This window comes from Kitasatospora sp. GP82, from assembly GCF_029892105.1.
Classification (GTDB): Bacteria; Actinomycetota; Actinomycetes; order Streptomycetales; family Streptomycetaceae; genus Kitasatospora.
Genome location: NZ_JARZAJ010000022.1, coordinates 125,967 through 148,951, shown reverse-complemented (window position 1 = coordinate 148,951; position 22,985 = coordinate 125,967). Strand labels below are relative to the sequence as shown.

Genomic DNA, 22,985 nt, shown 5'->3' with positions numbered 1-22,985 from the left:
GGAACGGACGCTTCCTTCGAGCCGCCTTCCAGCGGGCCCTCCGGGCGCTTCGTTCTTTCGTGTTTCCAGCTTATCAGATGTTTTCCGCTCCGTTTACCGGAGTTTCATTCATCGGACTCGCTTTCCTTCGCCCCTCTCGGTGCGACTCCGGAACTGTACGGGGATCGAGCCCCCACAAGCAAATCGCCCCCGCCTGGGCTCCAGGCGGGGGCAATCGCGAGTGGCGCACGAGTCGCGAGTGACGTCAGCGGACCTCGGTGATCTCCGGGCCGCGGGCGAACGGGTCGAGCGAGGCGCCGCCGAAGCGGGAGCCTTCGCCCTCGGCGGCGGGACCACCGTCGGCGACCATCTGGGCGTCCTCGGGGAGCTTCAGCACGATCGGGTCGCGCGGGGCCATCGGGGTCTCGCCCCGGACCACCACGGTCTGGCGGAATACCTGCTCAAGGATTCCGGCCATCTCGGGCTGCACTGCGGCCTGACCCGAGATCACACCACGCAGGAACCAGCGGGGGCCGTCGCATCCGACGAAGCGGACGAGCTGGGCGCCCTGGGTGCCGTCGGGCAGCTGGACCGGGACCTGGGCGCGGAGGTGCCAGCCCAGCGGGCCCTCCTCCTCCTCGACCAGTCCGCCCTGCTGAGTGATACCGGTGGCGATCTCCTCGCGGACCTCGCCCCAGATGCCCTCGGACTTGGGGGCGGCAAAGGCCTGCAGCTGGATCGCGCTGTTACCGAGGACCAGGGTGGCGGCCACGATCGCGTCGCCGGCCACCTCCACCCGCAGCTCCATGCCCTCGACTCCGGGGACCAGGAGACCGCCGAGATCGACTCGGCCCTCCTCCGGGTTCTCCAGCTCGGAGACGTCCCACGGTCCGTCGGGGCGCGGAGCCGGCGGCAGGCCGACCCGGTCCGCCGGGTCCTGCTCGGTCACGTTCTCGCTCTCGGAGTCGGCGGAACCTTCGACACCATCGGCCGTCTCGTCGGCGCTGATGGCATCGTCGGCGAGCTGCTCGACAGCGTCCTCGCTCTTTTGGCGACGACGGAACACGGTCACTGTCCTTCCCGGTCCAAGACCCCGGTCCAAGACCGAAGCGAATACCTGCTCGGCTACTGCGAGCCGCGGGCATGCTAGACCGCGGCGTGACCACCCGTCGATCCGAACCCACCCTCGGCACGTGCCGATCCGGGCAGCTCCGCCACCTCGTGGAAACGCGCCTTCTCGACCTGCTGGATGACCAGCTGGGCGATTCGGTCCCCGCGGCGGAAGCTGACCCCCTCGCGCGGGTCCAGATTGACGACGATCACCTTGATCTCACCACGGTACCCGGCATCGACCGTCCCTGGGGCGTTCACCAAGGCAACACCGCAACGAGCTGCGAGCCCGGAACGCGGGTGCACAAAGGCTGCGTAGCCGTCGGGGAGGGCGATGGCGATACCGGTGGGGAGCACGGCGCGCTCACCGGGGGCCAGTTCGGCGTCCACCGTGGTGCGCAGATCGGCACCGGCGTCGCCGGGGTGCTCGTACGCCGGGAGCGGCAGCTCGGGGTCGATCCGGTTGATCAGGATGTCTACCGGCGGGCGGGCGGTGGGACTCACGGGTTCACCTCAAAGGCTCTTGCGCGCTTGAACAGATCCGGGTCGTCGAGGGCCTTCTTGATGTCCTCGGGACGACCGTGCTGGGTGAAGTGTTCCAGCTTCACCTGGATGAAGAGTGCCTGAGCCCGGATGGCGACCGGTCCTTGCGGTCCGCCGATCCGGCCCTCGGCGGCGCTGTAGATCTTTCGGCCGTGCACACCGGTGATCCAGGCCCGGATGTGCAGCTCGGCGTCGACCGGGACCGGGCGGAGGAAATCGGTCTCCAGTCGTCCGGTGACCGCTGCCGCGTGCAGCAGCCAGTTGAGCGTGCCGAGCGTCTCGTCCATCGCCGTCGTCAGCACGCCGCCGTGGGCCAGTCCCGGGCCGCCCTGGTGACCGGGCTTGACCGTGAAGCGTGCCGTGACGTCGAGGCCCTCACCTGCGATCGCGGTCAGCTGGAGTCCCTGCGGGTGCTGCGGGCCGCAGCCGAAGCAGTGCTCGTAGTGCGAGCCGAGCGGGGTGCCGGGGGCCGGTGCCTCGGGGGCGCGCGGGGGCAGCACCGCCTCGGCGGGCGGCGTGGTCGGCGAGAGGGCGGCGGCACCGGCAGCGGGCTCGTCCGAGCCCTGCGGCGCAGGCGGGGAGGCGACAGGTCCGTTCACACGGGCGACCCTACCGCCGGGTAGCAAAGGTCGAACAGCAAGATCGAACAGAAGGCAGAAGGTTTGTGGGACGCGAGGCGGCGCAGCCGACGAGCCGGGCAGCCGCTCAGCGGCTGGCAGGGCGGGCACAGACCCGGCCAGGGCTCGACACGGGGGCGGGACCCGGGCCTCGGCAATCGGTGCACACAATGGGGGCATGTACGACGAACGCCTCACCGTCCCCCGCTCCTGGTGGCTGCTCCCGCTCGCGGCCGGCCTCTCGCTCGCGCTCATCATGCTGCGGTTCAGCGCGGTGGGCGCCCTGATCGGCCTGGTCGTCGGTATCGCGGCCGGCGCGGCCGCGCTGAGCAGCTACGGCTCGGCCCGGATCCGCGTGGTGCAGGGCTCACTGGTGGCCGGGCAGGCGCGGATCCCGGTGGAAGCGCTGGGCGAGGCGTACCCGCTGGACCGGGCCGAGGCGGTGGCCTGGCGCGGGGTGAAGGCGGATCCGCGGGCGTTCATGCTGCTGCGCAGCTATGTCCCGGGCGCGCTGCGGGTCGAGGTCACCGATCCGGCCGACCCGACGCCGTACGTCTACCTGTCCACACGTTCGCCGGAGCACCTAGCGGCGGCGCTGGAGAAGGCTCGCCGGGGTCCCGCGAGCTGAGCCGAGAGCTGGCCGGCGCGGTCCGGCACCTGTCGGCAATCGGGCCGGAAACGGCGGAGGGACGGTTCCGCGGGTGCGGGACCGTCCCAGTTCTCCGGTGAAGGGGTCGTGCGCAGGGGACTCCTGCCGGTGCGGTCGGCGTCGCGACCGCGGTTTCTGCCTCCGGCCGTAGTGATCGAAGCAGCCGGACGGGGCGGCTTGCCGGGCCGACGGAGACCGCCGGGCCCGGGGCATGCCCGCCAGGTGCTCAGGCGCCGCAGTCCCGGCAGATGGGCTGGCCGTTCTTCTCGCTGAACAGCTGGCTGCGGTGGTGTACGAGGAAGCAGCTCATGCAGGTGAACTCGTCGGCCTGTCGAGGAAGCACGCGGACCGACAGCTCCTCGTTCGAGAGGTCGGCGCCCGGAAGCTCCAGCCCCTCGGCGGCCTCGAACTCGTCGACGTCGACGTTGCCGCCGGACTTCTCGTTCCGCCGAGCCTTCAGTTCCTCGATGCTGTCCTCGTTGAGGTCGTCATCGGTCTTGCGTGGGGTGTCGTAGTCCGTTGCCATTTTTCGCTCTCCCCCTCTGGGTGTGTGCGGTATCTCCAGCGCACGTAACGCATGGGGGGCCGGTCTTGTGCCCGACCCGAAGCGGAGATTGTGCCTTACTTCAAGCCCTGTTACTCAATCGACACCCAGCAGCGGGTCCGTTGGAGTGATCGGGCACGGTCGCGGCTGCCTCACCCAGCGCTGCCGAGCCGGTGAAAATCGGCCCGTCCGGCCGCTACATCGAGTGAGCGGAACGGCCGTCAACTGACGACAACTCCCCTTGTCACCGCCACCGTTGACGACGAGTCGACAAATTGACGCAGCCGTCCTCCGGTCACCGTCGGCAAAGATGACACACAAATCGGTGATCACGCTGCGCGACCGCTCGATCATGCCACGCATTCGGGTGTGAGCTTGGTCACATCTGGGACTTTTCGGACAAAAGGCAGAAAAATTGCCTGCCGGATGTCACCAGCCGGGCGGGGCGGAGTCCCCCGCCCGGACTCACTTCCGGGCGGTGTCGGCCACCCGAACTCACTTCCGGGCGGCGTTGGCCGCCCGGCGCGCCAGCAGGGCGGCCTGCCGCTCGTCGAAGCGGACGGCCTGGGCGTTCAGGCCGTCCAGGAAGAGCCCCAGCTCCTCCTGCGCCTTGCGGCCCTCCGGCCCGAGCCCGTCGATCTCCATCACCTTGAGGTGGCGCAGCACCGGCTGCAGCACGTCGTCGTGGTGGATCCGCAGGTTGTAGACGCCGCCGACGGCGATCTGGACGGCGGAGCGCTCGAAGCCGGGGATGCCGTGGCCAGGCATCCGGAAGTCGGTGACCACGTCGGCGATGGCGCGCATCGCCTGGTCGGGGGCGAGTTCCAGCGCGGCCTTCAGCAGGTTGCGGTAGAAGACCATGTGCAGGTTCTCGTCGTTGGCGATCTTCGCCAGCAGCTGGTCGCAGAGCGGATCGCCGGCGTAGTGGCCGGTGTTGCGGTGCGAGATCCGGGTGGCGAGCTCCTGGAAGGCCACGTACGCGACGGACTGAAGCATGCTGTGCGCGTTGTCGGACTCGAAGCCCTCCGACATGTGGGACATCCGGGCCCGCTCCAGCTCCACCGGGTCCACCGCACGGGTGGCCAGCAGGTAGTCGCGGATCGCGATCCCGTGGCGGCCCTCCTCCGCCGTCCAGCGGTGCACCCAGGTGCCCCAGGCGCCCTCGCGGCCGAACATGGTGGCGATCTCGTGGTGGTAACTGGGGAGGTTGTCCTCGGTCAGCAGGTTGACCACCAGGGCGACGCGGCCCAGCGGGGTGATCTTCGACTGCTCTATCGACCAGGCGTCGCCGCCGAGCACACCGTCGAAGTCACGGCCCTGGCTCCACGGGACGTACTCGTGCGGCATCCACTCCTTGGCCACCGTCAGGTGGCGGTTGAGCTCGGTCTCCACCACCTCCTCCAGGGCGAGGATCAGCTTGGCGTCGGTCCAGGCGGTCGAGGCGGGGCGCTGCACGGGTGCGATGGTCACGACTGGTGCTCCTGAGGGCGGGCAGGGACGGGTGGGACGCGCGGAGAGCCGGGACGGGACCCGCCTGGGGGCGGGAACCGGGGCCGGGGCCGGACGGAGCCGGGCAGATGCGACTCACTTACGGCTGCGTAGGTTACGTAACCGTAAGTTGTTCCGGCGGCAAAAGACAAGCCGCCCCGGCCAGGGCTTATGTCGTCTTGACGGACCTGACAGGGGCGGCGGTTGATGGTCCGCGCACGGAGCGAATCGGGGCCCCGGGGGGCCGGACGGGGCCGGGAGGGCACAGGCGGCCGTCCAGCGGCCCGGGCGACGGCTCAGGCTCCCGGAATACGTACCCGGATGGTGAGGCCGCCTCCGGTGCGCGCAGTGGCCTCGATGGCACCTCCGTGCGCCCGGACCACCGAGCGGACGATGGACAGGCCGAGCCCGACGCCCTTGTCGCTGCGGGTGCGGTCGGCGCCCTTGACCCGCCGGAACGGCTCGAAGATGTGCTCCAGCTCGTAGCCGGGGACAACCGGTCCGGTGTTGCTCACCGTCAGCTCGCCCGCTCCGCCCGCCACCACGGTCGTGGTGATCTCCACCCAGCCGTCCGGGACGTTGTAGCGGACGGCGTTCTGCAGCAGGTTGAGTGCGATCCGCTCCAGCAGGACGCCGTTGCCGGAGACCGTCGCGGGGGTCAGCGTCGAGCGCAGTTCCACCTCACGGGTGGCCGCCTCCGGGCGGATCTGCTCCAGCGCCCGCGCCGCCACCTCGGAGAGCTCCACCGGTCTGCGGTCGGTGAGTTCGTTGTCACTGCGGGCGAGCAGCAGCAGGCCCTCGACCAGCTGTTCGCTGCGCTCGTTGGTGGCCAGCAGGGTCTTGCCGAGCTGCTGGAGGTCCGGTGAGGCGCCGGGGTCGGAGAGCTGCACCTCCAGCAGGGTGCGGTTGATCGCGAGCGGGGTGCGCAACTCGTGCGAGGCGTTGGCGACGAAGCGCCGCTGAGAGTCGAAGGACCGGTCCAGGCGGTCGAGCATGTCGTCGAAGGTGTCGGCGAGCTCCTTGAGCTCGTCGTCCGGGCCGTCCATCTGGATCCGCCGGTGCAGGTCGGAACCGGCCACCTCGCGGGCGGTACGGGTGATCCTCCCGAGCGGCCGCAGCACGCGCCCGGCCATGGCGTAGCCGGCCACGAAGGCGATCACGGCCAGGCAGACCAGCACGGTGAGCGACTTGCGCAGCAGGACGGTCAGGGCGGCGTTGGCCTTGTCGTCCTGCAGCTGGACCAGCTGGTCGTTGAACTGCTCGGTCGTCACCAGCCGGCCGTTGACGTTGATGCCGCCCTGGTCGAACCGGAAGGTCGGCAGCAGGGCGTCATGGAACGCCTGCTGGACGAAGAAGTACATCAGCACCAGCAGGACGATCCCTGCCATCAGGAACATCCCGCCGTACAGCAGGGTGAGCCTGATCCGGATGGTCGGGCGCAGCTGGAGCCAGCTGAGCAGCCCGTCGCCGGGGGTGTAGCCGGCGGGCTCGGGCCTGCGGGCGGGCTGCTCCACGGTGGTGGTCGGCGGGTGGGCCGGCCGGGGCGGTACCGGGCCCGGGCCGCCGGCAGGCGTGCCGGGGGCCCCGCCGACGGGGGGCGGGGTGGTCATGGCTGTCCTCTCCGGTGTTGCGGTGTTGCGGTGCGGATGGTGGTGCGAGGCCGGGACGGCCGACCTCCTGGCTCAGATGCGGTAGCCCGAACCCGGGACGGTGACGATCACCGGCGGGTCGCCCAGCTTGCGGCGCAGGGTCATCACGGTGACCCGGACGACGTTGGTGAACGGATCGGTGTGCTCGTCCCAGGCCTTCTCCAGCAGCTGCTCGGCGGAGACGACCGCGCCGCCGGCCCGCATCAGGACCTCCAGGACGGCGAACTCCTTGGGGGCCAGCTGGACGGGCTTGCCGTCCCTGAGCACCTCTCGGCGGCCGGGGTCGAGGGAGATACCGGCCCGTTCCAGGACGGGCGGCAGCGGAATGGTGGAGCGACGCCCCAGGGCGCGCACCCGGGCGACGAGTTCGCTGAAGGCGAACGGCTTGGGGAGGTAGTCGTCGGCGCCGATCTCCAGGCCCTCGACCCGGTCGCTGATGTCGCCGGAGGCGGTCAGCATGATCACCCGAGTGGCCAGGCCCTGCCCGACGACGCTGCGGCAGACGTCGTCGCCGTGGACCAGCGGCAGGTCGCGGTCGAGCACGACCACGTCGTAGTCGTTGATCGCGATGCGCTGGAGCGCGGCCTCGCCGTCGTAGACCACGTCCACGGCCATCGCCTCACGGCGCAGGCCGGTCGCGACGGCTTCGGCGAGCAGCTGCTCGTCCTCCACCACGAGTACCCGCACGATGGTTGTCCCTTCTTCATGGACGGCCCCACCGTGCCCGCCCGTGCGGGCCGTTGTGCGCCGGGCGCGGAGCCGAAGCGTCCTGCCCCCCGGGCCTTACCTTCGCCCCGGGAGCCGGCACACGGATCCGACGGTGGTTCCATCCTGCCTGGTCGGCCGGTAAAGCAGCGGTAAGCGGTCGGCGCCGGAACCTGCTCGCGGGCCCAAGCGGGAGGGCCCACTGCCGATTGGACTGTGACGCAGGCAACTTTCTTCGGATCGGAGGTTTCCCGGCCCCGCCGGAGGGGAGGACAGCTGCACACCCGCGATCGGGCCGAGCGCCGATCGCACAACACCCGCCGTGCGTTCATCCGCACCGGCTCAGGGGATCAGGTGTCATCGGGAGCGGCCCAGGGCCGTCTCCGCGCCCGACCGGAGAGAGCAGCATCCGGCTGGGGCGTTTCCGTTGACCGCCCTCCTCCTCGACTGCCGGGGAACGCCGGACCGTGCCCGTCCGACACAGCAAGGGGGCTCGTATGGACGCCTTCACCGCCGGGATCCTGCAGCGCATACAGAACACCGAGCAGGACCTCCACCGCGCACTCGAGTCCGGGGACGACTTCTTGGCCGAGGTCGAGCAGTCCGAACTGGACGACCTGCGCCGTCTCGCTGCCGAGCACGGCATCGACCCGGTGCACCAGATCCACCGCTCCGCCGCCTGACCCGCCCCGAAGCGCCTGACCCGACACGGCAGTCGCAAGCTCACTCACACCGCCCGCCTCACCCGCCCCTGAGAACCGTCCGGGGCAGCTGAAATCCGGGCCCTGGCACCACATCCGTGTGCCAGGGCTCTTCGCTTTCCCGCTGGACCCGCCGAACGGGCCCACCGCACGGCTCGGGCGTCAGTCGTGCCAGGCTCCGAGCGTCTCGAGCCGGGACTGGAGCTCCTCGAAGACTCCGGGCGGGGCCGCGACGGCGAGATCGCCGTCCGGCTCCTCCCCGGGCCGTCCGCCGACCAGCGCCCCGGCCTCCCGGGCGATCAGCACGCCGGCGGCCATGTCCCAGGGCTGGAGGCCGCGCTCGTAGAAGGCGTCGAGCCGTCCGGCCGCCAGGTCGCAGAAGTCGACGGCGGCCGCACCGGCCCGGCGGATGTCGCGGACCTCGGGCATCAGGGCCAGCAGCACCTGCGCCTGGTGCGCGCGCACCGACCGGACGTAGTTGAAGCCGGTGCCGACCAGCGCCTGGCCCCAGGGCGGGGCCGGGCGGCAGGAGACCGGCCGCCCGTCGAGCCGGGCACCGCCGCCGAGTACGGCCTGGAAGAGCTCACCCCTGGCCGGCACGGCCACCACACCGACCACCGCCTGCCCGTCGACCTCGGCGGCCACACTGACTCCCCAGGAGGGCAGCCCGTACAGGTAGTTGACGGTGCCGTCGAGCGGGTCGACCACCCAGCGCACTCCGCTGCTGCCGGGGCGGTCCGCGCCCTCCTCGCCGAGGTAGCCGTCCTCGGGGCGGCGCTCGCCGATCAGCTCCAGGATCAGCTTCTCGGAGGCGAGGTCCATCTCGGTGACCACGTCCACGGGGCTGCTCTTGGTCGCGGCGACGCCGAGGTCGGCGGGGCGACCGTCGCGGAGCAGGGCCCCCGCTCGGGTGGCCGCCTCGACCGCGACATCGAGGAGTTCGGCGAGCAGGTCGGGATTGGGCACGGGAATCCTTCCGGCGGGTGTCTGTGGGTCGAGGCTCGTACGGCGAACCGTCAGATCTGGGCGGCCGCAGGGCGGGAGGCGCGCGGGTTGGGGCAGCAGGCGACGGCGCACACGTCGTGGCTCGGGCCGAGCGCGCCCAGGGCGCACCGCTCGACGGGCAGGCCGCGCTCCGCTGCCGCGCGCTCCAGCAGCAACCCGCGGACGGCCGCCGTGAAGCGGGGGTCGGCACCGACGGTGGCGGCACGGGCCACCGGCAGGCCGAGTTCGGCGGCCTTGGCCACGGCCTCGGTGTCGAGGTCGTACTTGACCTCCATGTGGTCGGAGACAAAGCCGATCGGCACCATCACGGCCGCCGGGGCTCCGGCCGAGTGCAGCGACTCCAGGTGCTCGCAGATGTCCGGTTCCAGCCAGGGGATGTGCGGGGCGCCGCTGCGGCTCTGGAAGACCAGTTCCCAGGGGCGGTCGGCCACCCCGGTCGCCACGGCGACGGCCTCGGCGACCAGGCGGGCGACCTCCAGGTGCTGGGCGACGTAGGCGCCGCCGGGCCTGCCCCGGGCAGGGTCGTCGGGGGCACCGGAGGTCTCGGCCATCGCCTCGGGGATGGAGTGGGTGGTGAACGCGAGACGGGCGCCGTCGCGGGCCTCGGCAGGCAGCTCGGTGAGCGCTGCCAGGGTGGCGTCGATCATCGGCTGGACGAAACCGGGGTGGTTGTACAAGTGCCGCAGCTTGTCGACCCGGAGTTCGGGCAGGCCCTCCTCGGCGAGGGCGGCGAGCGCGTCCGCCAGGTTCTCGCGGTACTGGCGGCAGCCGGAGTACCCGGCGTAGGCACTGGTCGCGAGGACGGCGATCCGGCGGTGGCCGTCGGCGGCGATCTCGCGCAGGGTGTCCACCAGGTAGGGCGCCCAGTTGCGGTTGCCCCAGTAGACGGGCAGGTCCAGACCGTGCTCGGCGAAGTCCTTGCGCAGCGCGGCGAGCAGTTCGCGGTTCTGCTCGTTGATCGGGCTGACGCCGCCGAACAGGAAGTAGTGCTTGCCGACCTCGGCGAGGCGCTCCTTGGGGATGCCCCGGCCTCGGGTGACATTCTCCAGGAACGGCACCACGTCCTCGGGGGCCTCGGGGCCCCCGAAGGACAGCAGCAGGAGCGCGTCGTAGGGCGCAGGGTCGGTGAGGGTGCGCGAGTCGGACATGGCACCGATCCTGCCACCACCCCTTCGGCGCCCGGCGGCAGGTCCGCCCGATGAGTAATCGTTTGCCACAGTTCGTAAGCTGTCCAAGGAAGACTTGTTCCTTACCGTTCCTCGCCCCCGTCCCTGCGGAGCCCGCGTGCTGTCCAGCTACCGCCAGATCTTCGTCGCCCCCGGCACCCTGGCCTTCTCGTCCGCCGGCCTGATAGCGCGGCTGCCCATCTCGATGACCGGGATCGGCATCATCACCATGCTGTCCCAACTGCGCGGCTCGTACGGGATCGCCGGCGTCGTGTCCGGCACGATGGCGCTGTCGGCGGCGGTGCTCGGCCCACAGGTCTCCCGGCTGGTGGACCGTTACGGGCAGCGCAGGGTGAGTCTGCCCGCCACCGGTCTTGCGGTGGTCGCCGCGGTCGTCCTGCTGCTCTGCGCGCGCATGGCGGCCCCGGACTGGACACTGTTCGTGGCCGCCGCCGGGATGGGCGTGATGCCCAGCACCGGCTCGATGGTCCGGGCCCGCTGGGCCCACCTGTACAGCGGCGAGCCGCCCAAGCTGCACACCGCGTACTCGTTCGAGGCCGTGATGGACGAGATCTGCTTCATCGTCGGCCCGATCCTCTCGATCGGTCTGGCCACCTCGGTCTTCCCCGAGGCGGGCGTGGTGCTGGCCGGTCTCTTCCTGGTCGTCGGCGTGGTGCTGTTCACCGCGCAGCGCGGCACCGAGCCCCTGGTGCACCCGGCCGCGCACCGGGCGGGCAGGTCGGCGATCCGCTCGGCGGGCCTTGAGGTGCTGGTGCTGACCTTCGTGGCGACCGGGGCGATCTTCGGCTCGGTCGAGGTGGCCACCTACGCCTTCGCCCAGGAGCAGGGGCACAAGGCCGCGTCCGGCCTGGTGCTCGCGGTGTACGCGCTCGGCTCCGGCCTGGCCGGGGTGGTCTTCGGGACGCTGAAGCTCAACGGCTCGCTGGCCGGCCGTTTTCTCGGCGGGATCGCCGTGATGGCAGCCAGCATGGCGGTGCCGGTCCTGGCCGCCGCCTGGCTGCACGGCACCGCCGGTCTGATCGGGGTCGGCGCGGCGCTCTTCCTGGCCGGAATCTCCATCTCGCCGACCCTGATCACCGCCATGGCCCTGGTCGAACGGCTGGTTCCGGCCGCGCAGCTCACCGAGGGCATGACCTGGACCACCACCGGGCTCGCGCTGGGCGTCGCGCTCGGGTCCTCGGTCGCGGGCTGGGTGGTGGACGCCGCAGGCGGCGCCGCCGCGTACTTGGTGCCCTTCGGCGCGGGCCTCTTCGGCGCCCTCACCGCCCTTGCCGGGCTGCGCCGACTGCGCTCCGGACTGGCCCTGGCCACCGAACCCGCCGCGACGGAGGGCGTCCTCCAGCACTGACCCCGGGCGCACCGCCGGCCGGGACCGCACGGGCGGGGAACTGTCCCGGTTCGCAGCGGGCTTCCCTAGCAGCCCCGGCCGATGGCGTGTCCTGCACCTTGGCCGACCCCATGGACCTCCCTCGGCCGAATGGCTACGCTCCCCCCTACTCAGTGGTAGGAAGCGCGGGACCGGCAGGCCCCGGCACCCGGAGCAGGAGGCACCGCCATGCCGCAGGCCAGTACCACCCGCTGGAGCAACTGGGCCGGCAACCAGGGTGCCCGCCCCGCCCGGGTGGTCGCCCCGGCCTCGACCGCTGAGCTGGCCAAGGAGATCCTCCGGGCCGCCGAGGAGGGCCACCGGGTCAAGGCGGTCGGCTCGGGCCACTCCTTCACCGCGATCGCCTCCGCCCAGGACGCCGTCCTGATCCGGCCCACCGGCCTGACCGCCGTACGGGAGCTGGACCGCCGGGCCGGAACGGTCACGGTGGAGTCCGGGCTGCCGCTCGCCACCCTCAACCGGCTGCTCGCGGCAGCGGGGCTCGCACTGACCAACATGGGCGACATCGAGGTCCAGACCGTCGCCGGAGCCACCAGCACCGGCACCCACGGCACCGGCCGCGACTCCGGCTCGCTGGCCGCCCAGCTCAGGGCGGTGGAGATCGTCCTGGCCGACGGCACGGTCCGGACCTGCTCCCCGACCGAGAACCCCGAGCTGTTCCAGGGCTCCCGTCTCGGCCTCGGCGCACTCGGTGTGGTCAGCGCGCTCACCTTCGGCGTCGAACCCGCCTTCCTGCTGACCGCGCACGAGCAGCCGATGCGCTTCGCGGAGGTGCTGGACCGCTTCGAGGAACTCGCGACCGTCAACGAGCACTTCGAGTTCTACTGGTTCCCGCACACCGAACTGTGCTCCACCAAGCGCAACAACCGCAGCCAGGGTCCGGCCCGCCCGCTCCCGCCCCTCAAGGCGTGGCTGGAGGACGACTTCCTCTCCAACACCGTCTGGGACGGGGCCTGCCGGATCGGCCGCCGCTTCCCTGCCGCCGTCCCGGCCATCGCGCAGCTCGCCGGGCGGGCCTGGTCGGAGCGGACGTACACCGACGCCGCCTACAAGGTGTTCACCAGCCCGCGCAAGGTGCGCTTCATCGAGATGGAGTACGCCGTGCCGCGCGACGCGGCCACCGCCGTGCTGCGCGAGCTGAAAGCGCTGATCGAGCGTTCCGGCTGGCGGATCAGCTTCCCGGTCGAGGTACGGATCGCACCCGCCGACGACCTCTGGCTCTCCACCGCGAACGGGCGCGACAGTGTCTACATAGCCGTCCACCTCTACCGGGGCACGGCCGAGCAGGGCTACTTCACCGAGGTCGAGCGCCTGATGACCGCCCATCGGGGCCGCCCGCACTGGGGCAAGCTGCACACCAGGGACGCCGAGTACCTGGCCTCGGTCTACCCGCGCTTCGGCGAGTTCACCGCGCTGCGCGACCGGATCGACCCGGACCGGCTGTTCGCCAACGACTACCTGCGGCGGGTACTCGGCGGGTAGCGCCTTCCCCGGGAGGGCGGACCCGGCGGAGCGCGCAGACCGCGGTCAGGGGGTCGGCGTGCCCGAGGGCGCGTTCTGCGGCTGGTCCACCGCGCCGCCCCCACCGGTGGCCGGGCTCTGGGAGGACGTCGGCGGCGCCGGAGGGCCGCTGCTCGGCGAGCCGCTCGGGGTGTCGGAGGGTGTCGCCGAGGGGCTGGTACTCGCCCCGGTGCCGCTCGCCGGCGCGCTCGGCGTACGGCTCGGGAGGGCCGAGGACGGGCCGGTGTCAACGGTGCCCGGTGAGGACTGCCGGTCCGACGGCGGGGCGGGCGGAGCGGGCCTGCTGCCCGGATTCAACGAGGTGCCGGAACCGGTCCGCCCGGTGGTGATGTCGTGCAGCGGCTTTCCCGCGGCCAGCTCCACCACCAGGATCGGCGTCATCGCGAGGGCGAAGATCAGGCCTGAGACCGCCGCGTACGTCTTCCAGGTCCAGCGCCGCCTGGCCCGCACGGTCTGCGGCTCGTTCCACTCGGAGGAGATCTCCCCCGGCCCGTCGGCCGGGACCTGGCGGAGGCCGTTGACGGTGGCGGCCGGGCTCCGGTCCACCACGCTGCGCAGCTGCTCACCGGTCCGCTTGAAGACGTGCTGGAAGATCGCGCTGCCGGTGGTGGCACCGATACTGACCACGGCGGCGCCGAGGATCGTGCCGTACACACCGAGCTCGGAGGCGAGCACCGCACCGACCACGGCGGCCAGGGCGCTGGCGGTGACCTTAGCCATGCTCAGCTCCAGTCGGCCGCGGCCGCTCTCCGCTGGTTCGGCGGCGGCTTTGAGCCCGCCCTGCTCGCGCTGCTGCGGCATCAACATCCCTCGGTCGCTACGACTCGACATCGAACAAGTCCCTCCATCTTGCACAAAGAAGGACACAAGGGGCGAAAATGTGGTTCTTAGCGGTCGATATATGTGAAGATGATCACCGTCCACTGATCGGCGGTCCGCCATTGGAGTGCCCGCCCTTGAGATTCCCGTGAATCGCGGGAGACTTGAGCGGCGAGCCGCCCCTCCGGGTGCCACGAATGGAGTACTGTTCGTGGAGCCTGAGCCTTTGGTCAAAGTATCGACAGCCCGTCAGACGGCGATCGGGGCATCCGGGCGCGACGTCGACCGGCGACGTGGCAAACAGGCAACCGTGCCATAAGGGCGGGTTGAGGCGAAAGCCCGACACGCCGAGTAACTCAGCAAGGTTGTGGCCACTCGCGAGTGGGCAGGCCACACTCAGTACGGGAGCAGCGACGCAGGTGACGTCGGCAGGCACCACCCGGGAGGTAACCGTGCCCGAACTGCGCGTCGTGGCGGTCAGCAATGACGGCACACGGCTGGTGCTCAAGGCTGCCGACAGCACGGAGTACACCCTCCCCATCGACGAGCGGCTACGCGCCGCCATCCGCGGGGACCGGCCGCGCCTCGGCCAGATCGAGATCGAGGTCGAGAGCCACCTCCGCCCCCGGGACATCCAGGCGCGGATACGAGCCGGTGCCTCCGCCGAGGAGGTCGCTCAGGCCGCCGGTATTTCGGTGGACCGGGTGCGGCGCTTCGAGGGTCCGGTACTGGCCGAGCGCGCCTTCATGGCCGAGCGGGCCAGGAAGACGGCGATCCGTCGGCACGGCGAACCCACCGGTCCGCAGCTCGGCGAGGCCGTGGCCGAGCGCCTGGCGCTGCGCGCCGCGGAGAAGGACACCGAGCGGTGGGACTCCTGGCGTCGCGACGACGGCACCTGGGAGGTCATCCTCTACTACCGGGCGGACGGCGAGGGCCGCAGCGCGAGCTGGACGTACGACCCGCCGCGCCGCCTGGTGCAGCCGAACGACGACGAGGCCCGCTCGCTGATCGGCGAGAGCGTCGAGCGCGAGGAGGACTCGGTCTTCCCGTTCATCCCGAGGATCGCCCGGCTCCCCCAGGACCGGCCGGCCCGCCCGATGATCGAGCGGCCCTCGGCGGACCGGATCATGTCGGCGCGCGAGGTCCGCGAGGCCACGGCCGAGGGCCGGGACTCGCTGACCAGCCTGCTGGACGTGGTGCCCGCGTTCCGGGGCGAGCTCACCGTCCCGGCCGTCGAACCGGTCCCGGTCGAGGAGGCCGAGGAGGCCGAGGAGCATGCCGCTCCGGCAGCCAGCGTCGGCGCGGGTTCGGCGTACGCGGACATCCTGATGCCGCGCGCGGTCGCCCCGCACCGGGAGCGGCTGGTCGGTACGACGGACCGTCAGGCCGAGGCGGACGGCGTCCGTCCGGGCCGCCGGGCCACCGTCCCGAGCTGGGACGAGATCGTCTTCGGCAGCCGCCGCAAGAAACAGGACTGACTCTTCGCGGACCGCAGCCAGGCGGTGTCCCCGGGATGTGGGGTTCTGCTGCTGTGTGCGTGACCGGCCGTGCACCTTCGCAGAGGGTCGCCCGCAGGGTTGCTCTCGCACGCAGCCGATCATGCAGAGCCCCACGCCCTGGACGGCGCGGCCCGTTCCCCGTACGGGACAACGATCCGCACCGGGGAAGGGCACAGGCTTCGGTACGGGCCGACCGGGGCGATCCCGGCCGGCCCGTACCCGGTCGAGCTGTCAGCCCGGCAGATGGCCGGTGGCCACCGGGTTGTCCGGGTTGCCGGACCACTCGCTCCAGGAGCCCGGGTACAGCGCGGCGCCGAAGCCCGCCACCCGAAGGGCCAGCAGTTCGTGCGCGGCGGTCACGCCGGAGCCGCAGTAGACGCCGACCTCCCCCTTGCCGACCCCGAGCGTGCGGAAGCGTTCGGCGAGCGTGGCTGCAGGCAGGAAGCGCCCGTCCGCGGCGAGGTTCTCCGTCGTGGGGGCGCTCACCGCGCCGGGGATGTGCCCGGCCCTGGGGTCGATCGGCTCGGCCTCGCCCCGGTAGCGCTCGCCCGCGCGGGCGTCCAGCAGCAGACCGGTACGGGCCAGCTCGGCGGCCTGGCGGGCGTCCAGGGTGGGCAGTTGGCCGGGTGCGGGCTTGAAGTCGCCGTCCTCGGCCGCGGGCTGCTCGGTGCTCTCCGGCAGACCGGCCGCTCGCCAGGCGGCGAGGCCGCCGTCCAGCACCCGGACGTCCGGGTGTCCGGACCAGTGCAGCAGCCACCAGGCGCGGGCGGCCGAGGTGGCGGGACCGGCGTCGTAGACCACCACCGGGCGGTCGGCGCTCACCCCGGCCCGGCGCAGGGCAGCGCCGAACACCTCGGGGTCGGGCAGCGGGTGGCGTCCGGCGGCTCCGGGCGGGGAGGCCAACTCCCGGTCGAGGTCGACGTAGTGTGCGCCCGGCAGGTGCCCGGCGGCGAACTCCCGTGCGCCGGGCGGGCCGCCGAGCTGCCAGCGGATGTCGAGCAGGACCGGCGGGTGCCCTGAGTCGAGGGCCGCCGCAAGCTCGGCGACGGAGATCAGCGGAGAACCGTCGAGCGGGGAGCCGGCGACGGAACCATCAGTGGATGCGGCTGTCATGTCCGCCATTGTGACGCGCACAACTCCGCTCTTTATACGGTCTTTGCCTTGTTCCGCCGCGCGGCCACAGGATTTCGGCGGGCCCGGGGTGGAACGATCGCCGTGGGACGCGCGGCGGCCCCGCCTGCCGCCCCCGGCGAGGAGGCACGCGATGACTGCGGTGAAGGTGCGGCTGACCCAGGGCATGCCCTGCTGGGTGAGCCTGATGACCAGCGACCACCAGGGGGCCATGGCCTTCTACGGAGCCCTGCTGGACTGGGAGTTCACGCCGGGCCCCGGCCATCTCGGCAGCTACGCGCGGGCCAGCCTGCACGGCGCCAAGGTCGCCGGAATCGGGGTCACCCCTCCGGGTTCCGGCCATCGCGTGGAGTGGACGACGTACTTCTCGGTGAAGGACGCCGACCAGGTCTCGCAGCGGATCCGCGAGTGCGGCGGCACGGTGGCGGTCGGCCCGCTCCAGGCCGAGGGCGCCGGGCGGCTGGCGATCGCCGCCGATGTGTCCGGCGCGGTGTTCGGCCTCTGGCAGGGCGAGGAGCACGTCGGCTGGGAGGTGGTCGGCGAGCCGGGCGCTCCGGCCTGGAGCGAGCTGCTGACTCCGGACGAACCCTCGGCCGCCGCCTTCTACCGCACGGTGTTCGGACCGGGTGCGGCCGAGGCGGACGCCGCGCAGTCGCTCGGCGATCTGCCGGCGACGGGCATCCGGCGCAGTACCGGCCTTCGGGAGGGGCCGCCGCGCTGGCGGGTCCACTTCGCGGTCACCGACGCCGATCTGACAGCGACTCAGGCGGTCGCGCTGGGCGGCGCGGTGCTGGTGGGGCCGCACGACACCCCGAGTGGCCGGGTGGCCCGGCTGGCCGACCCGCAGGGCGGACGCTTCTCCGTCGTCCAACTCCCCTACGACCAGCCCTAGACGAGATCGGGGCACGCTCCCAGGGGCGCGGGGAACTGCGCGGACAACTCACCACAGGCCTGCAGAGTTGAGCGCACGCCCCTGAGGCTCTGCGTGGTTGCGGTCCGCGAAAGGGCACTCAGGAGCGCTGTTCCTCGAAGGGCAGCACGTCCGGGGAGAGCACCGAGGCGCGGGCGGTCGCGGCCGTGAGCCGACGGCGGTGGTGGCGTCGGCAGAGCACCTCGTAGCCGACCTCGCCCTCGTTGACCGCGATGTCGCCGACCACCACCTGCGCGCCCTCGACCACCATCACGCCGCCGACGGTGCGGGCGTTGTGGGTGGCCCGGGCACCGCACCAGCACAGTGCCTCGACCTGGAGGATCTCCACCCGGTCGGCGAGCTCGATCAGCCGCTGGGAGCCGGGGAAGAGCCGGGTGCGGAAGTCGGTGGTGATACCGAAGGTGAACACGTCGATGCTCAACTCGTCCACCACCCGGGCCAGTTGGTCGACCTGTTCGGCGGCGTAGAAGTTGGCCTCGTCGCAGATCAGGTAGTCGACCTTGCCACCGGCCGAGAGCAGGTGGACCACATAGGCGTGGAAGTCGAAGTCCTCGGTGACCTCGACGGCGTCGGCGCGCAGGCCGAGCCGGCTGGAGATCGTGGAGGCACCGGCCCGGTCGTGGCGGGAGAAGATGATCCCCTTGCGGCCGCGTGCGGCGTGGTTGTGGTCGAGCTGGAGGGCGAGCGTCGACTTGCCGCAGTCCATCGTGCCGGAGAAGAACACCAGGTCAGCCATGGGTGGTGCGGGAGCCTTTCGGTTTTCTGGGTGGGTGTGGATCAGGCGCGGACTTCGAGCAGCGGCACAAGCTGCTCGACCGGGGTCATCGAACCGTGCAGGCCGATCATCGAGGACTCGCCGGGTTCGCTGCGGGAGGCGATCACCGCGACGTCGTCGCGGGCTGCGGCCACCACATCGCCGATCCGGTGGTAGACCCGGTCGTCCACCACGGGGCCGAACCAGCCGGCGGCTATCGCCTGGTCCCGGCCGGCCACCCACATCCGGTCGCCGAGCACCTCGCTCCAGACGGTGTGCACATCGGCGGCCGCGCCGGGCACCGCGTACACGTGCCGGGCCCGGCCCTCGCCGCCGAGCAGGGCGACGCCCGCGCTCAGCTCCCAGTCCTCGTCGAAGTCGATCCGGTCCTCGGGAGCAATGTCGATCATGCCGTGGTCGGCGGTGACGTAGAGCACCGAGCGCGGCGGGAGCTGCTCGGCGAGCCGCTGGGCCAGGCGGTCCACGGTGTTGAGGGTCAGGCGCCATTCGTCGGAGTCGACGCCGTAGCGGTGCCCCGCGGCGTCGAGTTCGCTGACGTAGGTGTAGACGAGGGCCCGGTCGTGCTCGGCCAGCCACTGGGCGGAGGCGTCCATCCGCTCCTCGGCGGTGGTGCGGCCGAGGAAGAGACCGCCGGAGAGCGCGACCCGGGTGAGCGGGGTCTGCGCGAACAGCGGCGAGGAGACCTGGCAGGTCGCCACCCCGGCCACATGGGCCTGCTCGAAGACGGTCGGGTACGGCTGCCAGCTGCTCGGCTCGACGGGCGGCTGCCAGCGCAGCTGGTTCATCAGATAGCCCGCGCCGGGCACCGCCACGGTGTACCCGGCCAGCCCGTGCAGGCCGGGGGTGAGCCCGGTGCCGACCGAGGCCAGCGAAGTCGCCGTGGTCGAGGGGAACCCTGCGGTGATCGCCCGGCCGCCCGCGACCAGCGAGTTGAGGAAGGGCGCCCAGTCGGGGTGACGCTTGATCAGCTCCCACCCCATGCCGTCGACCAGGAAGACACAGACCCGGTCGGCCGGAACGAGCGGCAGCCCACTCTCGAAGCCCGGCACGCCGAGCCCCGCCACCACGGCGGGCAGCAGGTCGGCCAGCGAGGCGCGCCCGTACGCGGGGGCGGGGGCGCCGGAGGGGTCGAGGATCTCGAAGGGGTCGTAACCGAGGTGCGTCGTCATGGAGCGCTTCAGCCCCGGGTGGCGATGGTCGCCTCGGACAGGGCGCGCGCGAAGACCAGGGCCTGGGCCACCGTCTCCGGGCCGTCCCCGGCCTCGCTGACCCGCAGCGACAGGTCGTCAGCCGTGGCCGAGCCGGTGTAGCCGTGGTCGGCCTCGCAGTTCGGGTCGGAGCAGCCGGCCGGCTCCAGGTCGATCCGCTGCACGGCGCCCCAGCCGATGGTGAGCACCACCTCGCGGGGCAGCGTGCCGGGGGTGTACGTCTCGGGGTTGGCGACCATACGGCTGAGCACCACGGAGTTGATCCGGTCGATCCGGACGCACTCGGTGGAGGTCGTCGCGTACGGCTGCGGGCTGGTGGCGTCGCCGGACTGCTCGTCGGTGTGGCTGACCACGAACCTGGACGGGGTGAGCACCAGCACCGTCACATGGCGGCGCACCTCGTTGGCGTCGAAGGTGGTCTCCTGGTGCACCAGGTACGAGGTGATCGGCTCGGGCCCCACCGCGGACTCGACGGCTTCGGACACCAGGGCCGGGTAGTAGCCGCTGCGCTCGATTGCCGAGCGCAGGTCCTGCGTGGTGGTGGTACCGGTCTTCGCCATAGCTCCATCCTGGCATGTCCCGCCGACGAAGCGGTCGGCACTGGGCCGGGCTTCCGGCCTTCCGCGCCCATGGGAGGAACTGAGGGGCGCAACCAAGGAAGGTTACAGGGTGCTCATGGCGCGTGGGCCCAGATCGGTGCGGACGGGGAGCGGGGCGATCCGTACGCGCGCCTGGAGGACCGCAAGGCCGTGCGGGGCGACGACCACCGGTTCGAGATCCACCGAGGCGACCTCTGGAAGGTCGTCGACCAGCCGGGAGACCCGCAGCAGCAGCTCCTCCAGCGCGTCGGTGTCCACCGGGACCGCGCCGCGCCAGCCGAACAGCAGCGGGGCGGCCCTGACCTCGCGGATCAGCGAGGCCACGTCCTGGTCGGTGGCCGGGATCAGACGGTGAGCGACATCACCGAGCAGTTCGGCGGGGGCTCCGGCCAGACCGAAGGAGAGGATCGCCCCGACCCCGGGGTCGACGGTGGCGCCGATCACGGTGTCCACGCCTCGCGGGGCGAGCCGCTGGACCACCGGGCGGACCTGCTCGGCACCGCCGAGCAGGTCGTCCAGTTCGCGGTAGGCCCGGCGCAGGCCCGGCTCGCCGGTCAGGTCGAGTCGGACGCTGCCCAGGTCCGGGCGGTGGCGCAGGTGCTCGGCGGTGGCCTTGAGGGCGACCGGGTAGCCGAGGGCGGCGGCGGCCCTGACCGCGCTCTCCTCGTCGGGCGCGGGCAGGGTCGGCACCACGTCGATGCCGTAGTGGGCGAGCAGGGCGGCGGCCTTGTCGTCGGGCAGGGTGCGCCACTTCTCGAAGAAGCCGGGAGCACCGCCGGGCCGGGTGCGCGGGGTGGTGCCGGTACGGCCCTGAAGGGCTCCGGCGATCAGCGCGCGGGCCCTGGCCTCGTCGATCCGGTCGAACTCGGGCACCCGGGCGGTCTGCTCGGCCTCGGCGGTGCGGCGGCGCCAGTCGGCGTAGCGGACGGCCTGGGTCAGTGCCTGCACGGCCCGCTCCGGCGCCGGGTAGGCGGGGATGCCCACCGAGCGCAGCCGCTCGGGCAGTTCGGTCAGCGCGAGGTGGGCGAGCAGCAGCGGCTTGCCCAACTCCCTGGCCCGTACCGCCGCTTCGGTGAGCGCTTCGGCGAACTCGGGCTCGTCGGCGCCCAGCTGGGCGGGGATCGCGGTCCGGGCGGCGATCGGCGGGATGGCGACGGCGATGACCGCGTCCACGGCGGGGTCGGCGAGCGCGGTGTCCAGCGCGATGCGGAAGTTCTCCCCGGTGGCGGCGGTGGTCAGGTCGACCGGGGTGCGCGGGCGGAGTCCGGCGCTCAGGCACGCGTCGTGCGTGAGCAGGCCGAGCGAGTCGGAGTTGCCGACCACGGCGACCCGGTCACCGGCCGGCAGCGGCCCGGCGGCGAGCAGTTCGGCGGTGTCGTACAGCTCGGTGATGGTGTCCACCCGCAGCACACCGGCCTGCTGGAACAGCGCGTCCACGGTGGCGTCGCGCAGTCCACCGGCCGCGGGCTGGACGGCGTGGCCGGGCGGAAGGCTGCCGGTGTGCCGGGCTCCCTTGATCACCACGACCGGTTTGACGGCGGCCAGCCGGCGGGCGATCCGGGTGAACTTGCGCGGGTTGCCGAAGGACTCCAGGTAGAGCAGCACCACCTCGGTGGCCGGGTCCTCCTCCCAGTACTGCAGCCAGTCGTTGCCCGAGACGTCGGCGCGGTTGCCGACCGAGGCGAAGGAGGAGATGCCCATGCCCCGGCGGTGCGCGGCCTCCAGCAGGGCGACGCCGATGGCACCGGACTGGCAGAACAGGCCGAACGGGCCGCGCTCGGGCAGGACGGGTGCCAGCGAGGCGTTGAGCGGGTGCTCGGGGTCGGTGTTGAGCAGGCCGAAGGCGTTCGGGCCGATCACCCGCATCCCGGCGGCGCGGGCCTGCCGCACCAGCGCACGCTGCCGCTCCCGGCCCTCGGGCCCGGTCTCGGCGTACCCCGCGGTGACCACCACCAGGCCCTGCACGCCGTGCGCACCGCACTCGGCGACGGCGGCCGGGACGGCGGTGGCGGGCACCGCGATCACCGCGAGATCGACCGGGCCCGGGATCTCCAGTAGTGAGCGGTAGCTGGGGACGCCGTCCAGCTCGGTGCCGGACGGGGCGTTGCGGTTCACCGCGTACACCGGCCCGTCGAACCCGGCCAGGTTGCGCAGCAGCGCCCGGCCGGCCGACTGCGGACTGCGGGACACCCCGACCACGGCCACCGAACGCGGGGTGAGCAGGCGTTGGACGGACCTGGCCTCGGCGCGGTGCTCGCGCGCCCGCATCACCGCGAGCGAGGCGGCGGTCGGCTCCAGGTCGAACTCCAGGTGGACGACCCCGTCGGTGAAGCTGCGCCGCTGGACGTACCCGGCGTCGGTGAAGACCTTCACCATCTTGCGGTTCTCGGGCAGCACCTCGGCGGTGAAGCGGCGGATGCCGCGCTCCTGGGCGACGGCCGCGATGTGCTCCAGCAGCGCGGAGGCCACACCCCGGCCCTGGTGGGCGTCCTGCACCAGGAAGGCCACCTCGGCGTCGGTGCCACTGGCCGACGGACGGCCCTCGGGATCGATCCGGTCGTAGCGGACGGTCGCGATGAAGCGGTCCCTGACCACGACCGCCAGGCCGACGCGGTTGATGTAGTCGTGGTGCGTGAAGCGCCTGACGTCCTTGTCGGACAGCCGGGGGTAAGGGGCGAAGAAGCGGAAGTACTTCGACTGGTCGGAGACCTGCTCGTAGAACTCCACCAGCCGGTCGGCGTCGGCCGGGGTGATCGGACGGATCCTGGCCGTGCCGCCGTCGCGCAGCAGGACGTCGGCCTCCCAGTGCTGGGGGTAGCTGTGCCGGTCGTCGGCGGGCCGGTCGGCGGGGGACTGCGCGCTGTGCGGCTGCGGGGGCCGGGGGTCGTCCACAGTCGTCAGGTTATCCGGCACCGGACCGCTTGGCGCCGGGCGTGCC

The 22,985-nt window shown here is 72.1% G+C and carries 20 protein-coding genes and 1 pseudogene; 6 read left to right on the top strand and 15 right to left on the bottom strand.

From position 1 onward, the window contains the following. Positions 1-244: 244 nt before the first annotated feature. From P3T39_RS23645 to P3T39_RS23635, 3 genes and pseudogenes are all read right to left on the bottom strand, one after another. Positions 245-1,045 carry a DUF3710 domain-containing protein gene (locus P3T39_RS23645; protein ID WP_280700713.1) on the bottom strand — a complete coding sequence of 267 codons (801 nt, stop codon included), beginning with the start codon at positions 1,043-1,045 and terminating at the stop codon, positions 245-247. A gap of 83 nt (positions 1,046-1,128) precedes the next feature. After that, positions 1,129-1,593, bottom strand: a pseudogene (dut, locus tag P3T39_RS23640) (dUTP diphosphatase); the annotation flags it as partial. Further along, positions 1,590-2,132, bottom strand: coding sequence for a PaaI family thioesterase (locus P3T39_RS23635; protein WP_280700732.1), 543 nt, complete (start codon positions 2,130-2,132; stop codon positions 1,590-1,592). The pseudogene dut and the gene P3T39_RS23635, both read right to left, overlap by 4 nt. Positions 2,133-2,427: 295 nt before the next feature. Here P3T39_RS23635 and P3T39_RS23630 point away from each other — a divergent pair, with 295 nt between their 5' ends. Beyond that, on the top strand, positions 2,428-2,877 hold the full coding sequence (locus tag P3T39_RS23630) for a DUF3093 domain-containing protein (protein WP_280700709.1): 450 nt from the start codon (positions 2,428-2,430) through the stop codon (positions 2,875-2,877). Between the two features lie 247 nt (positions 2,878-3,124). On the opposite strand, the gene P3T39_RS23625 is transcribed toward P3T39_RS23630, so the two are convergent. The 4 genes from P3T39_RS23625 to P3T39_RS23610 all read right to left on the bottom strand — a co-directional run bounded on the left by P3T39_RS23625 (position 3,125) and on the right by P3T39_RS23610 (position 7,266). Beyond that, positions 3,125-3,424, bottom strand: coding sequence for a DUF4193 domain-containing protein (locus tag P3T39_RS23625; RefSeq protein ID WP_280700708.1), 300 nt, complete (start codon positions 3,422-3,424; stop codon positions 3,125-3,127). Between the two features lie 513 nt (positions 3,425-3,937). Continuing rightward, on the bottom strand, positions 3,938-4,912 hold the full coding sequence (locus P3T39_RS23620; RefSeq protein WP_280700706.1) for an acyl-ACP desaturase: 975 nt from the start codon (positions 4,910-4,912) through the stop codon (positions 3,938-3,940). 314 nt (positions 4,913-5,226) lie between these two features. Next, positions 5,227-6,540, bottom strand: a complete 1,314-nt coding sequence (locus P3T39_RS23615; RefSeq protein ID WP_280700703.1) for a HAMP domain-containing sensor histidine kinase — start codon at positions 6,538-6,540, stop codon at positions 5,227-5,229. A 72-nt stretch (positions 6,541-6,612) separates the two neighbouring features. After that, a complete protein-coding gene (locus P3T39_RS23610; RefSeq protein WP_280700701.1) occupies positions 6,613-7,266 on the bottom strand; it encodes a response regulator transcription factor in 654 nt (217 codons plus the stop codon). Positions 7,267-7,781: 515 nt separating this feature from the next. Between P3T39_RS23610 and P3T39_RS23605 the strand changes: the two genes are divergently transcribed. Continuing rightward, positions 7,782-7,967 (top strand): hypothetical protein, encoded by a 186-nt coding sequence (locus P3T39_RS23605; protein ID WP_280700700.1) that lies wholly within the window; start codon positions 7,782-7,784, stop codon positions 7,965-7,967. 180 nt (positions 7,968-8,147) lie between these two features. Here P3T39_RS23605 and P3T39_RS23600 read toward each other — a convergent pair whose 3' ends face one another. After that, entirely contained in the window at positions 8,148-8,951 is an 804-nt protein-coding gene (locus P3T39_RS23600; protein WP_280700699.1) for an inositol monophosphatase family protein, read from the bottom strand. Positions 8,952-9,001: 50 nt separating this feature from the next. Further along, positions 9,002-10,138: a ferrochelatase gene (locus tag P3T39_RS23595; RefSeq protein ID WP_280700697.1), complete on the bottom strand. Its 1,137-nt coding sequence runs from the start codon at positions 10,136-10,138 to the stop codon at positions 9,002-9,004. 136 nt (positions 10,139-10,274) lie between these two features. Between P3T39_RS23595 and P3T39_RS23590 the strand changes: the two genes are divergently transcribed. After that, positions 10,275-11,525 (top strand): MFS transporter, encoded by a 1,251-nt coding sequence (locus P3T39_RS23590; RefSeq protein WP_280700695.1) that lies wholly within the window; start codon positions 10,275-10,277, stop codon positions 11,523-11,525. 207 nt (positions 11,526-11,732) lie between these two features. Beyond that, positions 11,733-13,046: a D-arabinono-1,4-lactone oxidase gene (locus P3T39_RS23585; protein WP_280700693.1), complete on the top strand. Its 1,314-nt coding sequence runs from the start codon at positions 11,733-11,735 to the stop codon at positions 13,044-13,046. Positions 13,047-13,091: 45 nt separating this feature from the next. On the opposite strand, the gene P3T39_RS23580 is transcribed toward P3T39_RS23585, so the two are convergent. After that, positions 13,092-13,916, bottom strand: coding sequence for a hypothetical protein (locus P3T39_RS23580; RefSeq protein WP_280700691.1), 825 nt, complete (start codon positions 13,914-13,916; stop codon positions 13,092-13,094). Positions 13,917-14,323: 407 nt separating this feature from the next. Between P3T39_RS23580 and sepH the strand changes: the two genes are divergently transcribed. After that, complete coding sequence (gene sepH / locus P3T39_RS23575) at positions 14,324-15,382, top strand: septation protein SepH (protein WP_280700689.1); 1,059 nt, start codon at positions 14,324-14,326, stop codon at positions 15,380-15,382. Positions 15,383-15,634: 252 nt separating this feature from the next. On the opposite strand, the gene P3T39_RS23570 is transcribed toward sepH, so the two are convergent. Next, a complete protein-coding gene (locus P3T39_RS23570; RefSeq protein WP_280700687.1) occupies positions 15,635-16,516 on the bottom strand; it encodes a sulfurtransferase in 882 nt (293 codons plus the stop codon). Positions 16,517-16,667: 151 nt separating this feature from the next. On the opposite strand from P3T39_RS23570, the gene P3T39_RS23565 reads away from it, so the two are divergent. Further along, positions 16,668-17,426, top strand: a complete 759-nt coding sequence (locus tag P3T39_RS23565; protein ID WP_280700685.1) for a VOC family protein — start codon at positions 16,668-16,670, stop codon at positions 17,424-17,426. 118 nt (positions 17,427-17,544) lie between these two features. Here the strand turns inward: P3T39_RS23565 and P3T39_RS23560 are convergent, their stop codons facing one another. The 4 genes from P3T39_RS23560 to P3T39_RS23545 form a co-directional block, all read right to left on the bottom strand. After that, positions 17,545-18,201 (bottom strand): thymidine kinase, encoded by a 657-nt coding sequence (locus P3T39_RS23560; protein ID WP_280700683.1) that lies wholly within the window; start codon positions 18,199-18,201, stop codon positions 17,545-17,547. Positions 18,202-18,242: 41 nt separating this feature from the next. Next, positions 18,243-19,409 (bottom strand): alkaline phosphatase family protein, encoded by a 1,167-nt coding sequence (locus P3T39_RS23555; protein WP_280700681.1) that lies wholly within the window; start codon positions 19,407-19,409, stop codon positions 18,243-18,245. 8 nt (positions 19,410-19,417) lie between these two features. Beyond that, the gene (locus tag P3T39_RS23550) at positions 19,418-20,008 is read right to left on the bottom strand and encodes a DUF5998 family protein (RefSeq protein WP_280700680.1); all 591 of its coding nucleotides are present in this window, start codon (positions 20,006-20,008) and stop codon (positions 19,418-19,420) included. 102 nt (positions 20,009-20,110) lie between these two features. Then, entirely contained in the window at positions 20,111-22,837 is a 2,727-nt protein-coding gene (locus P3T39_RS23545; protein ID WP_280700730.1) for a GNAT family N-acetyltransferase, read from the bottom strand. Between the last annotated feature and the right edge of the window lie 148 nt (positions 22,838-22,985).

What these genes read in the sequence shown, in the direction of transcription:
- P3T39_RS23560 (WP_280700683.1), bottom strand. Translation starts at nt 18,201, where the DNA reads ATGGCTGACCTGGTGTTCTTCTCCGGCACGATGGACTGCGGCAAGTCG.
- P3T39_RS23580 (WP_280700691.1), bottom strand. Translation starts at nt 13,916, where the DNA reads ATGTCGAGTCGTAGCGACCGAGGGATGTTGATGCCGCAGCAGCGCGAG.
- P3T39_RS23630 (WP_280700709.1), top strand. Translation starts at nt 2,428, where the DNA reads ATGTACGACGAACGCCTCACCGTCCCCCGCTCCTGGTGGCTGCTCCCG.
- P3T39_RS23570 (WP_280700687.1), bottom strand. Translation starts at nt 16,516, where the DNA reads ATGACAGCCGCATCCACTGATGGTTCCGTCGCCGGCTCCCCGCTCGAC.
- P3T39_RS23555 (WP_280700681.1), bottom strand. Translation starts at nt 19,409, where the DNA reads ATGACGACGCACCTCGGTTACGACCCCTTCGAGATCCTCGACCCCTCC.
- P3T39_RS23585 (WP_280700693.1), top strand. Translation starts at nt 11,733, where the DNA reads ATGCCGCAGGCCAGTACCACCCGCTGGAGCAACTGGGCCGGCAACCAG.
- P3T39_RS23565 (WP_280700685.1), top strand. Translation starts at nt 16,668, where the DNA reads ATGACTGCGGTGAAGGTGCGGCTGACCCAGGGCATGCCCTGCTGGGTG.
- P3T39_RS23615 (WP_280700703.1), bottom strand. Translation starts at nt 6,540, where the DNA reads ATGACCACCCCGCCCCCCGTCGGCGGGGCCCCCGGCACGCCTGCCGGC.
- P3T39_RS23625 (WP_280700708.1), bottom strand. Translation starts at nt 3,424, where the DNA reads ATGGCAACGGACTACGACACCCCACGCAAGACCGATGACGACCTCAAC.
- P3T39_RS23550 (WP_280700680.1), bottom strand. Translation starts at nt 20,008, where the DNA reads ATGGCGAAGACCGGTACCACCACCACGCAGGACCTGCGCTCGGCAATC.
- P3T39_RS23605 (WP_280700700.1), top strand. Translation starts at nt 7,782, where the DNA reads ATGGACGCCTTCACCGCCGGGATCCTGCAGCGCATACAGAACACCGAG.
- P3T39_RS23595 (WP_280700697.1), bottom strand. Translation starts at nt 10,138, where the DNA reads ATGTCCGACTCGCGCACCCTCACCGACCCTGCGCCCTACGACGCGCTC.